The sequence below is a fragment of the Staphylococcus pseudoxylosus genome (assembly GCF_003697915.1).
GTDB classification, from domain to species: Bacteria; Bacillota; Bacilli; order Staphylococcales; family Staphylococcaceae; genus Staphylococcus; species Staphylococcus pseudoxylosus.
On the sequence record NZ_RCVN01000020.1, the window covers coordinates 1 to 16,056 of the forward strand.

Here is a 16,056-nt window from a genome sequence, read left to right on the forward strand (position 1 = left end):
TAAACTCATGTGTAAGAACCAGTAACTTAACAAAATTAAGAAGTGGTTCTTTAGAGAAGTATCTTCGTCCACCTGAGCCCTTGCTCATGTGTAAGAGCCACTAACTCAATTAATTGAGAAGTGGCTCTAAAAATAATTATATTAACCTTTTAATTGAATTTTATTATCTACTAATACTTTGCCATCTTTAATTACTGTTTCTGCATGATTAATACCATAATGATATGGAATATATTCATGGTTAGGTGCATCCCAAATTACAATATTTGCTCTATCGCCTTCATTAATTGTTCCAGCATCTACATCTATTGCTTTTGCAGCATTTACCGTTACCGCATTCCAAATTTCATTTGGTGATAGTTTTAATTTTAGCGCAGCAATAGACATTACAAGTTGTAAATTATTGGTAACACAACTACCAGGGTTAAAATCTGTTGCAATTGCAATCGCGCCATCATTATCTAGCATACCTCTTGCATCTGCATAGGTTTCTTTGCCTAAATAAAATGTTGTCCCTGGAAGTAATACAGCTACAATATCACTTTGTTTTAATTTTGCTTTACCTTCTGTACTTGAAGCTACAAGATGATCTGCAGAAATTGCACCTTCATCAATAGCTAACTCGAGTCCACCTAATGGATCGATTTCGTCAGCATGTATTTTCACATCAAAGCCTAATGCTTTAGCAGCTTGCATATATTTTCTTGATTCCTCGATGGTAAACACACCTGTCTCACAAAATATATCCGCAAAATCTGCGTATGGTTTAACTTCAGGTAACAAATCAATCATTTCTTCCAAGAATGCTTGATTTGATTGCGCATCTTTAGGAACTGCATGAGGCCCTAGGAAAGTATGCTTCATATCTAAATTGTATTTGTCTGCTAAACGATTAGATACGCGTAACTGTTTCAGTTCGTTTTCTTTATCTAAACCATATCCACTCTTACTTTCTACAGCTAACACGCCATGCTCAATCATAGTTAACAGATTCTTCTCTGCCTTTTTAAACAATTCATCTTCAGTAGCCTTGCGAGTCGCTTCAACAGTAGATAAAATACCTCCACCTTGTTCAAGAATTTCTAAATATGAAACACCTTGCCTTTTAAGTGACATTTCATGTTCACGTGATCCTCCATGCACAAGATGTGTATGAGCTTCAACAAGTGCCGGTGAAACTACTTTCCCTGTTGCATCAATAATTTCATGCGCTTCATAATCATCCGTATGATTACCTGCATAAACTATTTTGCCGCCTTTTACAACAACAGTTCCGTTTTCAATGATATTGAGCTCATCTAATTCTTTTCCTTTTAATGGACGTTCAGTTGATTTTGGTAAAATAAGTTCTTTTATGTTTTGAATGATTAAATCGTTCATTATTTGTCTCCTTTACCTGTAATCATTGGGATTTTTATACCTTTTTCTTTTGCTACTTCAATTGCAGATTCATATCCAGCATCAGCATGTCTCACTACACCCATACCCGGATCCGTAGTAAGTACACGTCCTAAACGTTTATCTGCGCGTTCAGAACCATCTGCAACAACAACCATACCAGCATGTAACGAATACCCCATACCAACGCCACCGCCGTGATGGAATGAAATCCATGAACCGCCTGCTGCAGTATTGATTAATGCATTTAAGATTGCCCAATCACCAACAGCATCAGAGCCATCTTTCATTCCTTCAGTTTCTCTGTTTGGGCTTGCAACAGACCCTGAGTCTAAATGGTCACGTCCAATTACAATCGGTGCAGAAATTTCGCCGTCACGTACTAATTTATTTAGCGCTAAGCCCATTTTGGCACGTTCTTCGTATCCTAACCAAGCAATACGTGATGGTAAACCTTGGAATGCTATTTTATCTTGAGCTAAATCTAGCCAACGGATTAATTTTTCATTGTCTGGGAAGATTTTTCTCATTTCTTCATCAGCGCGCTCAATATCTTTAGGATCTCCGCTTAAAGCTGCAAAGCGGAAAGGACCTTTACCTTCACAGAATAACGGGCGAATATATGCAGGTACAAATCCAGGGAAATCAAATGCATTTTCTAATCCATCATTATATGCAACTTGTCTAATATTATTACCATAGTCAAATGCAACAGCACCATTTTTTTGGAATTCAAGCATATATTCAACATGTTTTCTCATAGAAGATTGAGCTTCTTTAACATACTGCTTTGGATCTTTATCACGAATTGCTTTTGCTTCTTCCAATGAATATCCCTCTGGTACATAACCATTTAGTGGATCATGGGCACTTGTTTGGTCCGTTACGATATCAATTTTAAAACCTTTATCTAAAATAGCCTTATGTGTATCGACAGCGTTGCCTACTAAACCAATTGAAAGTGGTTCACCTTTATCACGTGCTTCTTCAGCTAAACGTAATGCTTCATCTAAATCATGTGTTTTCACATCACAATAACGTGTTTCCATACGCTTATCAATACGTGTTTCATCAACATCTACACCAATTACAACACCACCGTTCATTGTAACAGCAAGTGGTTGTGCACCACCCATACCACCTAATCCAGCAGTTAACGTTACTGTACCGTTCAACTTACCATCAAAATGTTGATTGGCAAGTTCACCAAATGTTTCATAAGTACCTTGAACAATACCTTGAGAACCAATGTAAATCCAACTACCTGCCGTCATTTGGCCATACATCATTAATCCTTTTTTATCTAATTCATTAAAGTGGTCCCAGTTTGCCCATTCTGGAACTAATACTGAGTTTGAAATTAATACACGTGGCGCTTCTTCATGTGTTTTAAATACAGCAACCGGTTTACCTGATTGTACTAACATGGTTTCATATGCTTCTAATGAGCGTAATGTATCTTCAATCGCTTCAAATGCTTCCCAATTTCTAGCTGCTTTGCCAATGCCACCATAAACTACCAAGTCTTCTGGACGCTCAGCTACTTCAGGATCAAGGTTGTTATATAACATTCTTAAAACCGCTTCTTGTTCCCAACCTTTACATTCAATATCTAAACCTTTTTTTGCTACTATTTTTCTCATGAAAAATCACTCCTTAATTTAATAAAATGTTCCTTTGTTTAAAATATCCATAATGCAAATGGAATAGTAATAAGTAATGTAAATACCACTCTTTCAAACCATATGATTACTAGTTTACCGACTGATATTTTAACTTCCGTCGATAGAATGACTGGCACTACACTTGAAAAGAATATAATGGCCGAAACACTCATCACTGCCACTGTAAACCTTGTCGCTAAATCTGCACTTTGAGCTATTGCTGCTGGCAATAACATCTCTACTATAGAGATTGTTGAAGCTTGTGCTAAAACCGCAACGTCACTTACAGGAAATATACTTATAATTGGATAAAAAATGTAAGAAATATATTCAATAATTGGTGTATATTCTGCGACGATTAACCCTAAAAATCCTATCGACATGATAGATGGTAAAATAGCAATCGTCATTACTACACCATCACGCAAATTCTCTATTACATTTTCTATCAAAGTTTTCGAATTTTTGACAGCTATCTTAGCTTCTAACCATGATTCTTTTAATAATGGCATATCTCTACGAATTTCTTCTTTGTACGGTTGGTCTTGATACGTCGTTGTCTTTTCTGTTCTTATAGGTGGGATTTGTACCGTTATTGCAGTTACAATAAATGTAACTGCTAAAGTAAACCAAAAATAAAGGTTCCAATATTGTATAATACCTAATGTATTTGCTACGATAATCATAAAAGTAGCAGACACGGTAGAGAACCCTGTTGCGACTACTACTGCCTCTTTGTGCGTATATCCACCATTTTTATATACTTTATTTGTAATTAATAAACCTATAGAATAACTACCTACAAATGAAGCAACAGCATCTACAGCTGATTTCCCTGGAGTTTTAAAAATAGGTCTCATTATCGGTCTACAAATAACTCCAATAAATTCTAGTAATCCAAATCCTATTAAAAAGGATAAGAATATTGCACCTATAGGAATTAATACGCTTAAAGGTATTGCCAATTTCTCATATAAAAATGGTCCAATACTTTCTTTTAATACAAAACCAGGTCCAAAATCAAATACCACCATAAAAGCAATAAATACCCCTATGACTTTAAATAAACTAAAGACTATATCTGTTTTAGACTTATTCCATTTCTTATTGATAAATGGATGTGCTGCGCCAATCAAAATTAAAATCAATACATAGTACGGTAAGATTGGATTAAGCAATTTCGATATCCACTGTACGATATGATCAATCATAATCGTTGATTGACCGCTAATAGTAATTGGTACAAAGAAAAATATAATACCAATAAGACTATAAACGAAAAATTTCCACATGTACTTCACGCCCCTTACATGAAAGTACGCCTCCCTCTATATTTCACAGTATAGTATGTTATTATATAGACTACCAATATAAATAAACTAATTATTAATAACTTAAAACTATAAATAAAATTTTTAGAGGTGTCTGAGATATGAAGATTGTTCAATTAGAATATTTTGTCGCAGTTGTAAAATACAATAGCTTTACGAAAGCAGCTAATTTTTTACATATTAGTCAACCATCACTGACTACTACGATAAAAAAGATGGAATCAGACTTAGGTTATGATTTATTTACACGAACTACTAAAGATATTAAAATCACCGAAAAAGGTATCCATTTTTATAACTATGCTCTACAACTCATACAAAATTATCATCAAACAATAGAGAAAATGTATGATCTCAATATGGGACATGTGCCTAAAATCAAAATATCTATTTTAGAATCTACAAACCAATGGATTTCACAAGTGCTAGCAACACATAAAAAGCAAAATGCAGACCAGACTTATCTAATTTCAGAAATTCATGATCAGACTAAGATCATAGAATTACTTATTAATTTCGAAAATCATCTCGCTTTCACAAACGAGCAAATCATTCATGAAGATATAACTTCCATACCATTATATGAAGAGTCTTATGTATTAATCACACCCCAAAATGCATTTCCATATAAACGAACGACATCAATCGCGTCTTTACCGCTTATTTTACCAACGAAGGGTTCCCAAGTGCGGAAACATCTTGATGACTATTTTAATCGAATGAATATGCACCCAAATATTGTGATTGAAGCTGATCGCTTCGAAGCGGCAACCAACTTTGTCCATAGAGGCTTAGGTTATGCAATTATTCCACGCGTTCATTATCAATCTTTTAACGCACGAGATTTAGATGCAATAGATATCCGCCCGACATTAAGCCGCTCTATTTACATCAATTACCTAAAAAAAAGAAAGCACTCTGAACGCGTGCTTTCTTTCATTGACCAATGTATAAACTATTGGAATTTTAAAGAATAAAATGATGGAAGAAATTTGCTGATAATTTGGCTGTTCTATTATCGACATCATATTTAGGATTAGTTTCAGCAATGCTTATTGTTGAAACTTTTTCATTCGGTATAATACGTTTTGATAGTTCGAGGACAACATGTGGGAATAAACCTAGAACACCATTGGCACTCACACCTGGTGCAAATGCACTATCAATAACATCCATACATATCGTAAACATGATGGCATCATGATCATGAATAAAACGTTCTACTTTATCCTTAATTGGAGGAGAGATTTGATGCAGCAATTCTTCCGAATAAACATAACCGATACCTTTAGTTTCAGCATAATCAAATAATGCTTGTGTATTACCACCTTGTTGGATACCTAATACAAGATAATCAACATTGTCGTCCTGTTCTAATATTTGCCTAAAGCTAGTACCAGACGTGGAACCTTTTGCCTCTCTCGTATCAAAATGAGCATCTATATTGATAACACCAATCGATGCATCTGGATAAGCTTCACGTGTTCCTAAATACTGCGCATATGCAATATCATGCCCGCCCCCTAATAGGAATGTTTGCTTATGTCTTTTTATCGATTCGGCTACGAAATGGGCATACTCTTCTTGTGTTTCTTCTAGAGTTTGATGATCATGTTCTACATTACCATAATCATATACGTTACATTTTCTAGTTACGGGTAAATTAGCAAACACTTTTTTAATTGCATCAGGCCCTTCTTTTGCACCTGTTCTCCCTTTATTAAGTTCGACCCCTTTATCTACTGCATAGCCTAATAAACCTACACCTTGACGTGTTTCATTGTAGTCGTCCTCAATATTGCGAAACTGTATCGTTTGAAAATGTCTAAATTGCGATTCATCTGTTTCACTATCTATTCTGCCTGTCCAAAGATCACGTTGTGCTAGTTTATACATAATTCTCCTCCTTTAATTACTTAACTACCACTTAAAGTATACGCTTACATTTTAACCAATTCAATTTATAATTATCTTTACCCAATTGCCCACATGATAATTTACAAAAATCACCAAAAATTATTTCAATTAGATGTTAGATAATGTAAAACTATTACATTTCAATGATAAATCTTTAATTTAATTTATTTCTCGACCATAAATATGTATAATTAAGAACGAATGATTTTCCGAAACCCTATTGGAGGTTACATAATGAATACAAAACGTATACCTGGTTTTCAATGGGCAATGATGATATTTATTTTCTTCATTATAGCCTATGCATTACCGATTATACTTAAAGATTTTCAAAGTACAGTACCATTTAAGAGCTTTGTCTTTGACATGAGTACCTTAGCGCCAATAATTGCTACTATAATTTGTCTTATCGTTTTCAAACAAAAGCGTACGCAATTAGCGAGCTTAAAACTCACTATTGATTTAAAAGTAATTGAACGTGTCATTTTAGCACTTGTGTTACCATTACTTATTTTTATCATTGCTATGGTAAGTTTTAACATCTTTGCTGATAGTTTTGTTCTATTACAAACGAAAGACTTATCTGTTTCAATTCTTTCTATCATAATTGGACAAATTGTAATGGCATTCTTTGTGGAACTTGGTTTCCGTTCATACTTACAAAATATCGTTGAAAATAAAATGAATACATTTTTCGCCTCTATTATCGTTGGTTTTATGTATTCTATATGGAACGTTAATATTGCCTTTAGTTTTGATTATGCAATTTATAGTTTCCTTTACTCGTTTGCCTTTTCAATGATTGCTGGGGAATTGATTCGTGCTACAAAAGGACGTACAGTTTATATCGCCACAATTTTCCATGCGTCAATGTCATTTGGCCTTGTCTTCTTATTTAATGAAGAATTAGGTGAAGTTTTTGCTATGAAAGTCATTGCATTGTCTACAGTTGCGGTCGCAGTTGTATATATTTTAATTAATCTAATCATCCGTGTAATACTTTATTTCTTCACGAAACGTAATTTAGATGAAGTTGAAGAAAACAACTACCTTGATCATGTTAATGAAGATGATCAAAATCTTACTGATGACGTTAAGGATAGAGAACATCAAGATGATAGCTCTACTACTGTAAATGAGATTAATCAAAATGAGAACCATCAACAGCAATCAATCTCAGACGACTCCGTGGCACATGGTTCGGCAACAACAGCAGTACAAAATCATACTAATGATGACGCAACAGCTGGTTCTAACTATACAGAAGAGCACACAACTGATACAGAAGAAGATAATAGCCGTGCTAATATCATTAAAGAAAATACACCTTCTGTCGATTCAAGTGAATCGGATGCAATGACGCATCATAACGAACCACAAGAAAATAACAATACAGTAAACCGTCATACTAATAGTGCTGTTGAAGCATCGACAGAGAAAGCACACCCAAACGCTAAAGATGCATCACCACGTCAACATGACACGAATGTGCAAGAGACTAGAGCACAAGATGACAACCCAAGCGACAATGACAACAGTAACCAACGCTCACCATTTGATTTAAAGAGTAAACGTGGTCACCGTCGTTAATATATAAAAAACAAGAGCTAAGACATAAATGTCTTAGCTCTTGTTTTTTATTACGACTACCTTTAATCAAGCTTTAAATACATGAATCATTTTAATCTTTACTATAATTAAATTCAAATGAAGGTAGAGGCAACCATTATTTATTAATAATTTTAACTCCAGCTTCCGTTCCAATAATTGCTTGATCTGCAACATCTAAGAAATATCCTGTTTCTAAGACGCCTACGAGGTGTATTAAATATTCGTGCATTTCGGCAGGTTCTATATTTTCATTTAAATCAACATCCAATATATAATTACCATTGTCTGTAATAAATGGTACATCATCTACCATGCGACGTATGACCTTTAAATTATCATATGATTTTATTTTTTTAGATACGAGCAACCAATTGAATTTATCAACTTCAACAGGTAATTTAAACGTTTGACCAAGATAATCCACACATTTACTATCATCCGCTAAAACGATAAATCTATCAGCCATGGCATCAATGACTTTTTCCCTAAATAAAGCGCCACCGCCACCTTTAATCAAATTCAAGTTGTTATCAATCTCATCAGCGCCATCAATAGCAATATCAATTACTTCGACATCATTAACATCAACCACACGTATTCCCAATTCTTTTGCAATTAATGCAGTTTTATTGGAGGTACAAACGCCAGTTATATTAATTTGCTCTTGTTCCAGTTTCTCTGCAATTTTTGGGACAAGCAATTCAATTGTTGATCCAGAGCCAATTCCAACAATCATACCGTCTTTGATTTGGTCTAATGCATCATTAAATGTACTTATTTTCAACTGTTTCTTATCCATAATGCTTCCCCTTTTATACTGTACTTTTATCCTTATTGTACATGAGATTCATTAAAATACATAGTTCAAAAATCATTTTCCAGAGTAATTCATATCTTTACTTGCATATTCATTATATTGTTTTAAAATTATAGTTATTAACTATCTGGAGGTACAAAATGATGATTTATACTTTAGAAGCTATCTCAACAGGTAAAGTTGAAGATTTACCTTATAGTACTAAACGGCCAATGCGCTCAGCTTTAAATAAAAAGAAATTTGTCGGTAGCATGTGGCTATCAAAGACCGGATTCGTTGAAGATGAACAAGAATATAAAGGTCACGGTGGCCCTAATAAAGCTGTTTGTCTATACAGTAAGAAAAATTATTCACTGTGGGAACAAGATGTGTCAGTACTTCCAGAATATGCGATGTTTGGCGAGAATATCACTGTCTCTGATTTGGACGAAAAAGATGTACACTTTGGAGACCAATTCAAATTAGGCGATGCAATATTAGAAGTATCAGAGATTAGAGAGCCATGTTGGAAAATTCAAGAAAAGTACAAAATCCCTAATTTAATTAAGCGTATGTCGACCTCTGGAAAGACTGGCTTTTATTTTAGAGTTTTAAAAGAAGGTTATGTTCAAGAAGATTCAAATTTGGAGTTAATTAAACAAGCCAATAACGAAACATTACTTTCAGTTTTTGACTTAAATCAAATCTATTATAGTGATAATAAAAATATTGAGCGTTTAACCTATGCTTTAAAAAACCCATATTTAACAGAAGAAAGAATATCCAAACTAGAAAGATTTTTAACACGAGCTAAAAAATAATTAAGGGAGCGGGCCAGAAATCATATGTAACATTTGATTTCTTACACTCGCTCCCTATTTCTGCTTTATAGATTAAGGTTAAATACCTTAATCTACCAATCTCGACTCATCGTAAACTATTTCATTTCTCTGAAATTTTATATGATGTTTTAGAATAATATGGCTGATTCGCCTCTAATATAGATGGTGCTTTATCTCCATATAAATTAATATCATTCGGAATACATTGTGTTTCTAAAGTAAAGCCAGAGTGCGCTTTGTAAATATTGAAGTCACTTTGCCAACCTGTTGTATCATTAAATGTAAATATAACAATATTAGGCATGTCTGTTTTAACAGTTAGTAAGAAATGTTTGTTCTCAACTGTCATCTCATTGCCACCTATATCGAACGGATGATCCACACCACCAAAACGTTCCATTTGTTCTTTAACTATTGCATCTTCACTATTAAAAATATCCTTAAATTGGATGTTTTGTTCATTAAATATATCTACTAGGTTAATCGGGTCTTTCTTCTCAACAATATTATTTTCATCCAATGTATACATATCTAATTTAGAGCTTGAAATACTGTGATTATCAATAACATTATTGTCTCTATTAAGATTGAAGTATACATGATTCATTGGATTAAACAACGTTTTTTGATTAGATGTAGCTTTGTATTCAATCGTCCATTTATGGTCAACATCATATGTGTGAACGACTTCTAAATCTATATCTCCAGGAAAGTAGTCGTCTTCACTTTTTAACACCGTAGTAAAAATCACTTTAACTTGGCCAACTTGCTCTTCAATTTTATAATCAAAAAAGCGTTTATCTAAACCCTTTGGGCCTCCGTGAATATTGTGGGGACCGTTATTGGCTTCAAGATTGTATTTCTCACCATCTAGTTCAAATGTTGCATTTGCAATTCTACCACCATATCTTCCAACAGTAGCACCAAAGTTATAAGGGTTTTCAATATAAAACTCATCTGCTTCAACTACATTACCTAGTACAATATTGTTATCGTCATACTTCCATGAAACAATTCTGGCACCATAGTTGGTGAAAACTATTTTCGTGTCTTCATTATCAATTTTAATCAAATCAATACCATTACTTTGACTTTCTACTTTTGCAAACATCCTCAATTACTCCCTTTCAAACCCAACGCCGTTTGTTTAATAGCGATAGGTGTTGTCATGAATAAAACATCAATTTCAAATGCAAGCTAAAAATTGCGAAACTTGAGGGGCTCAAGTGTATTATTTGGCAATTTAAAGACTTCATTGTATATCGGACTATTACGAAAACAATAACTAAAATCGCTTATAGTCAAACTATACTGTTACACACACTTTAATCATTGCGATATTTGACTGTAAGCCTTATTTCATAATTCACGCTTCCCTCAACCATAAATTATGATTTAGACAACCAGTTAAATATAATAAGTTATCAATTGATATGTATATAAAAAATTTCTTATCTATAACATAAGTCTCTTATATTGTAACAATTTATACAAATAATTAGCTATACTATTGTTGAATTTTATCAAACAATATTGAAAATTGTTATAGTTTTTTCTATTTTTCACTATTTTTTCATGTATTTTTGCTTATTTCAATATTATCTGAGTTAAAGCTACTAGATAAGGATGAATAACCGATAAATAAATTTAAAAAGCTAGAACAATTTTATGCTCTAGCTTCTTATTTTAGTTTTTTAATTTTTTTTATTGAAAATGCGTTTCACCGAACTCACAAAACCTTTATCAAAACTTAAAATTGTATCTTTATAACTACGTACTGCAATCCATAATAATACAAATATCGTTATGATTGACAAGCCTACACTAACCACAATTTCCCAAGTCGCAACATCTGGTGTAGATGCTCTAACAAACATAACAAAGGGTGACATAAGCGGAATAAAACTAACAATTTTCACAAGCAATGTATCTGGATTCATCACACTAAATAATGAGATATAGAAAGCAATCATACTAACTAAAGTCATAGGCATTAATGCCTGATTAATATCTTCAATTCGTGACGTAATTGACCCAAGAATTGAGGCTAAAATTATATATGAAAAAATACCTATAATCAACGATACAAAACCTACAACAGCTAATTGAAGTGTTAGTTCATTGGGTTCTACTTTAAATCCTTGTAACATATCACTGATGTCAAATGTTAAGAAGCATATCACACCTACTATTACAAAAATACTAATTTGCGTTAATGCTACTGCAATTACCCCCGCCATTTTAGCAAAGAGATGTGTTACCGGTGATACACTTGTGATAATCATTTCGATGACACGTGATGTTTTCTCAGTTGCAATTTCCATTGCAACTTGACTTGCGTAATTAAATATAATGAAGAACATGAGCATAATACCAAGATAAACGATTGCAGTATTAAAGCCTTTTTGCGCTTCACTTAGATTTGAACTTTTAGCATTATTAGCAATTACTTCTGATGAGACATCACTTTGAGCTTGTAGTTGCTTTAGTTCTCCTTGAGATAAATCTAGACTATTAGCTACAAATTGAGTTTGAATCGTCGATAATGTTGCCTTTAATTTTTGTTTATCTTGCTCTGAAACAGTATCTTTACTTAAAATTTTACCTGATAACTTTTGGTTATCATTTAATTTAATGATATAAGCTTTATCTAATTTTTCGCTTTCCACTTGTGATCTAGCCTGTTTTTCAGATACTTTATTAAATTTCGCGCCTTCATCCAGTTGATTTCCCTGAGACTTAATAACTTTATAAATTTCATCATTAGACGATACAACCCCAACTTTATCAGGACCATTATCGAATAAATCAATAATTTTATTAATATTTGATGCGCCGAGCATTAGAATTATCACTACAGCCGTGAATATCATAAATGATTTAGCTTTCACTTTATTTTTATAAGTTAGCGAAAATGTAGCCCAAAATTTACTCATGAATATCACCTACTTTTGCTATAAAGATTTCATTAAGTGATGGTTCTACAACTTGGAAACGCTTAACAAAGCCATATCGTGTAACAACGTCGTAAATTTTTTCTGCAATCATTTCTGACTCAATGGTCGCTTTAATTTCTCGTTTATTTCTTTCTACATCTATCACCCCTGTAATAGCATCGATTTCAGGCATTTGATGTTCTGTCTCAATAACTACACGTTTATGGCCATGATTTGATTTCACTTCATCAATAGGTCCTGAAACAACAAGTTCACCTTTATTTAAAATACAGACGTTATCGCAAAGTTCTTCGACATGCTCCATACGGTGTGAACTGTAAATAATTGTCGTTCCTTCATCATTTAAATCTTGCACTGCAGATTTAAGCAATTCCACATTTACAGGATCAAGCCCACTAAATGGCTCGTCTAAAATCAATAACTCCGGCTTGTGTAACATACTTGCTAAAAGTTGAATTTTTTGTTGATTTCCTTTAGAAAGCGATTCAATTTTCTTTTCTCTATTTTCTTTAATGTTAAAGCGATTTAGCCAATAATCAATTGCTTCAGTAATATCTTTTGATTTCATGCCTTTTAACGTAGCCAAATACCGCAATTCATCTTCCACTTTCATCTTAGGATGTAAACCACGTTCTTCAGGTAAATAACCAATACGATTATATAACGATCTATCAATTACTTTATCATTATATGTGATCGTTCCTTCTGTAATTGGTGTTAACCCTAGAATCATTCTAAAGGTTGTTGTTTTTCCTGCTCCGTTTCTACCTAAAAAACCTAACATTTTTCCTTTTTCTAACGAAAGTGAAATATCATTCACAGCAGTAAAATTTTTATATTTTTTCGTGACATGTTCAATAAGTAATGACATGACATACGAGCCCCTCTCTTTTGAAATTACTTTAGTCATATCATACCATTTATTCTATTACACATACATTTTAAATTTTAAATTTTATAAGACTATAGCATTTATTTTTAGTAAAATATATCACCCAACAAAACTCACGATGTCCTTAGCTTTACATTAAATAATGTAAGCACTATCATAAAACTAAATAAGGACTTGATACTTATTGTTCATCAATAGCAAATAGGAGGCATAGCAACATGACTTATAGTATTGGCATTGATTATGGCACCGCTTCAGGTAGAGTGTTTTTAGTGGATACGTCTAACGGGGAAATTATCTCTACCTACATAAAAGAATATGCACATGACACTATCTCTGAATCTTTAAACGGTAAAGCTTTACCACACAACTATTTTTTACAACATGCTGAAGACTATACTTCAATTTTAGAAGAAGGTGTTAAACATGTATTAGATGATAGTAATATTAAACTAGATTCTGTTATTGGTATTGGCATTGATTTTACTAGTTGCACAATTGTGTTCTTAGATGAAGACTTCAAACCATTACATCTTAACCCTGAGTTAAAAGATAACCCACATGCTTATGTAAAATTATGGAAACATCACGGTGCACAAGATGAAGCAACACAAATGAAAGAAATCAGTGATGAAATAAATCCATCATGGTTGGACTATTATGGACATAGTGTTAACAGTGAATGGATGATACCAAAAATATTAGAAGTTAAACATAAAGCGCCCGAAATATTAAACCAAACTGCTTATATCATGGAAGCAGGCGATTACCTCGTAAGTTTACTTACCGATAAAAACATTCGTTCTAATTGTGGTATTGGATTTAAAGGCTTTTACAATGAAAATGATGGCTTTAATTATGATTTTTTTGAAGCTGTAGACCCAGAATTACCTGAAATTGTAAAAAACAAATGCGAAGCCTCTGTAGTACACATCGGCGAAAGCGCGGGTAATCTGAGTGAATATTATCAACAATTGTGGGGTCTCTCTGATAACGTTGAAATATCACCTTATATCATTGATGCTCATTCAGGTGTATTAGGTGTAGGTGCAATCGAACAAGGTGAATTTACGCCAGTAATTGGGACAAGTACTTGCCACCTTATGTTAGACCCTAAACAGCAACCTATTCCTGCGATAACTGGTTCTGTTAAAGATGCAATTATCCCTGGATTATATGCTTATGAAGCTGGACAAGCTGCCGTGGGTGATTTATTCAATTACGCTACAGAACTTGCGCCAAAAGCAATTGTAGATCAAGCTGAACAACATGGACTTTCTATTTTTGAATACTTAGAAAAGCGTGCTAGCGAAATAGCCATTGACGAGCAACATGTTACAGTGCTTGATTGGCATAACGGCAATCGTAGTATTTTAAGTGATAGTCATTTAACTGGAAGTATTTTGGGCTTAACATTACAAACGCCTTATGAAATGATCTATCGTGCTCACATCGAATCAACTGCATTCGGTACTAAAATGATTATGCAACAATTCGAAAATAATCATATCCCCGTACACACGGTATACGCTGCTGGTGGCATTCCAATTAAGAGCGCTCTCTTAGTTGATATTTATGCAAACGTACTTAATAAAGAAATTGTAGTCATTGATTCAAGCAACGCTACTGCTTTAGGCGCTGCAATGTTAGGTGCAAACGTAGGTGGTGCATATGGATCATTAAAAGAAACTGTACAACAAATGAAACAACCTATATATTATCGTAAACAACCAGAACCAGAAAAAGTAAAACAATATGAACGACTATTCCAAAGATACAAGTCATTACATGACTTATTAGGTAAAACACATCCCAATCTTTCATATATTGATTAGTCATTTTAGTATTATATAAACAAACATAGGAGTCTGAGATATCAATTGATATCTCAGACTCCTATGTTGATTTCTATGGTCAAATACATAACAAACAAGATGACTTTAATATTTAAAGTCATCTTGTTTGTTTTCTTGCTTTTTACTTTCATCAAATGACTCAACATCATATTTAAATTGTTGTGAGTGACGGTCATCATTTTGAAAATCCTCAGTATTGAATGAATTTGAATGCTCACTTTGTGTATGGTCTGAAGATTGAATATGTTGCCCATATTTATGACTACTGCCATATTTATTGGTCTTTCTTTCACTATCCAAACATGCAATAACAATCATATAAATACCTAATCCTAGATTAAGCAAGCCAAAAACAATCAAAATAATATTAGTTAATATATTTGTTTCATTCGGATCATTTTGCTCCATAACAAAATTAACCACATTAGCAATCAATGAGATTCCCAAATAAACTAATGGCATGATCATTGTTCTACCTGTATCATGGAACCTTCTTATTAATATGGCCCAGTTTGGAATAAACGTAGCTATAGAATAAATACCCGCATAGATGATACTTAACAACAATAAAAGCACGCCTAGTCCTACTGTAGAATCATTAGTCCCAGAAGCACTCGCTAAAATCATAAAGAGACCTGTGAATCCTATTACAATTGCAGGTGCCAAGAATATAATATGCCATAATACCATAAACCAATATTCACTTCTACGGGACCGACCAGTAAAGTTAACATAGTTTTTCCAATATAATTTAAGCGCTTGTCCAAAACCTATTTTCCTCTCCATAATCTC

At 33.3% G+C, this 16,056-nt stretch carries 13 protein-coding genes; 4 read left to right on the forward strand and 9 right to left on the reverse strand.

From position 1 onward, the window contains the following. Positions 1–141 precede the first annotated feature (141 nt). The 3 genes from hutI to D9V42_RS13450 are packed head-to-tail and all read right to left on the reverse strand — an operon-like array spanning position 142 to position 4,354. The gene (gene hutI / locus D9V42_RS13440; protein WP_122065364.1) at positions 142–1,380 is read right to left on the reverse strand and encodes an imidazolonepropionase; all 1,239 of its coding nucleotides are present in this window, start codon (positions 1,378–1,380) and stop codon (positions 142–144) included. Further along, positions 1,380–3,041 (reverse strand): urocanate hydratase, encoded by a 1,662-nt coding sequence (gene hutU / locus D9V42_RS13445; protein WP_122065366.1) that lies wholly within the window; start codon positions 3,039–3,041, stop codon positions 1,380–1,382. The genes hutI and hutU overlap by 1 nt, the downstream gene beginning before the upstream one ends. Before the next feature lie 38 nt (positions 3,042–3,079). Then, complete coding sequence (locus tag D9V42_RS13450) at positions 3,080–4,354, reverse strand: YjiH family protein (protein WP_122065368.1); 1,275 nt, start codon at positions 4,352–4,354, stop codon at positions 3,080–3,082. Between the two features lie 140 nt (positions 4,355–4,494). Between D9V42_RS13450 and D9V42_RS13455 the strand changes: the two genes are divergently transcribed. Then, complete coding sequence (locus D9V42_RS13455; protein ID WP_122065370.1) at positions 4,495–5,370, forward strand: LysR family transcriptional regulator; 876 nt, start codon at positions 4,495–4,497, stop codon at positions 5,368–5,370. On the opposite strand, the gene hutG is transcribed toward D9V42_RS13455, so the two are convergent. Beyond that, entirely contained in the window at positions 5,360–6,289 is a 930-nt protein-coding gene (hutG, locus tag D9V42_RS13460) for a formimidoylglutamase (RefSeq protein WP_107554819.1), read from the reverse strand. The two genes, D9V42_RS13455 and hutG, sit on opposite strands and share 11 nt — an antisense overlap. A gap of 255 nt (positions 6,290–6,544) precedes the next feature. On the opposite strand from hutG, the gene sdpC reads away from it, so the two are divergent. Beyond that, entirely contained in the window at positions 6,545–7,900 is a 1,356-nt protein-coding gene (gene sdpC / locus D9V42_RS13465; RefSeq protein WP_107554818.1) for a peptidoglycan release complex CPBP-like subunit SdpC, read from the forward strand. Between the two features lie 136 nt (positions 7,901–8,036). Here sdpC and D9V42_RS13470 read toward each other — a convergent pair whose 3' ends face one another. Beyond that, positions 8,037–8,723 (reverse strand): ribose 5-phosphate isomerase A, encoded by a 687-nt coding sequence (locus D9V42_RS13470; protein ID WP_172592896.1) that lies wholly within the window; start codon positions 8,721–8,723, stop codon positions 8,037–8,039. A 158-nt stretch (positions 8,724–8,881) separates the two neighbouring features. Between D9V42_RS13470 and D9V42_RS13475 the strand changes: the two genes are divergently transcribed. After that, a complete protein-coding gene (locus tag D9V42_RS13475) occupies positions 8,882–9,538 on the forward strand; it encodes an MOSC domain-containing protein (RefSeq protein WP_122065390.1) in 657 nt (218 codons plus the stop codon). 121 nt (positions 9,539–9,659) lie between these two features. On the opposite strand, the gene D9V42_RS13480 is transcribed toward D9V42_RS13475, so the two are convergent. From D9V42_RS13480 to D9V42_RS13490, 3 genes are all read right to left on the reverse strand, one after another. After that, positions 9,660–10,670: an aldose epimerase family protein gene (locus D9V42_RS13480; protein WP_122065372.1), complete on the reverse strand. Its 1,011-nt coding sequence runs from the start codon at positions 10,668–10,670 to the stop codon at positions 9,660–9,662. Positions 10,671–11,253: 583 nt separating this feature from the next. Next, positions 11,254–12,495 (reverse strand): ABC transporter permease, encoded by a 1,242-nt coding sequence (locus D9V42_RS13485; RefSeq protein WP_107554815.1) that lies wholly within the window; start codon positions 12,493–12,495, stop codon positions 11,254–11,256. Next, entirely contained in the window at positions 12,488–13,387 is a 900-nt protein-coding gene (locus D9V42_RS13490) for an ABC transporter ATP-binding protein (RefSeq protein ID WP_107554814.1), read from the reverse strand. The genes D9V42_RS13485 and D9V42_RS13490 overlap by 8 nt, the downstream gene beginning before the upstream one ends. A 239-nt stretch (positions 13,388–13,626) precedes the next feature. Between D9V42_RS13490 and D9V42_RS13495 the strand changes: the two genes are divergently transcribed. After that, entirely contained in the window at positions 13,627–15,243 is a 1,617-nt protein-coding gene (locus tag D9V42_RS13495; RefSeq protein ID WP_122065374.1) for a ribulokinase, read from the forward strand. A 105-nt stretch (positions 15,244–15,348) separates the two neighbouring features. Here the strand turns inward: D9V42_RS13495 and D9V42_RS13500 are convergent, their stop codons facing one another. Further along, positions 15,349–16,050: a DUF805 domain-containing protein gene (locus D9V42_RS13500; RefSeq protein WP_122065375.1), complete on the reverse strand. Its 702-nt coding sequence runs from the start codon at positions 16,048–16,050 to the stop codon at positions 15,349–15,351. Positions 16,051–16,056: the final 6 nt, after the last annotated feature.

Excerpts from the sequence above, each read along its gene's own strand:
- hutI (WP_122065364.1), bottom strand. The coding sequence starts at position 1,380 with ATGAACGATTTAATCATTCAAAACATAAAAGAACTTATTTTACCAAAA.
- hutU (WP_122065366.1), bottom strand. The coding sequence starts at position 3,041 with ATGAGAAAAATAGTAGCAAAAAAAGGTTTAGATATTGAATGTAAAGGT.
- D9V42_RS13450 (WP_122065368.1), bottom strand. The coding sequence starts at position 4,354 with ATGTGGAAATTTTTCGTTTATAGTCTTATTGGTATTATATTTTTCTTT.
- D9V42_RS13455 (WP_122065370.1), top strand. The coding sequence starts at position 4,495 with ATGAAGATTGTTCAATTAGAATATTTTGTCGCAGTTGTAAAATACAAT.
- hutG (WP_107554819.1), bottom strand. The coding sequence starts at position 6,289 with ATGTATAAACTAGCACAACGTGATCTTTGGACAGGCAGAATAGATAGT.
- sdpC (WP_107554818.1), top strand. The coding sequence starts at position 6,545 with ATGAATACAAAACGTATACCTGGTTTTCAATGGGCAATGATGATATTT.
- D9V42_RS13475 (WP_122065390.1), top strand. The coding sequence starts at position 8,882 with ATGATTTATACTTTAGAAGCTATCTCAACAGGTAAAGTTGAAGATTTA.
- D9V42_RS13480 (WP_122065372.1), bottom strand. The coding sequence starts at position 10,670 with ATGTTTGCAAAAGTAGAAAGTCAAAGTAATGGTATTGATTTGATTAAA.
- D9V42_RS13485 (WP_107554815.1), bottom strand. The coding sequence starts at position 12,495 with ATGAGTAAATTTTGGGCTACATTTTCGCTAACTTATAAAAATAAAGTG.
- D9V42_RS13490 (WP_107554814.1), bottom strand. The coding sequence starts at position 13,387 with ATGTCATTACTTATTGAACATGTCACGAAAAAATATAAAAATTTTACT.
- D9V42_RS13495 (WP_122065374.1), top strand. The coding sequence starts at position 13,627 with ATGACTTATAGTATTGGCATTGATTATGGCACCGCTTCAGGTAGAGTG.
- D9V42_RS13500 (WP_122065375.1), bottom strand. The coding sequence starts at position 16,050 with ATGGAGAGGAAAATAGGTTTTGGACAAGCGCTTAAATTATATTGGAAA.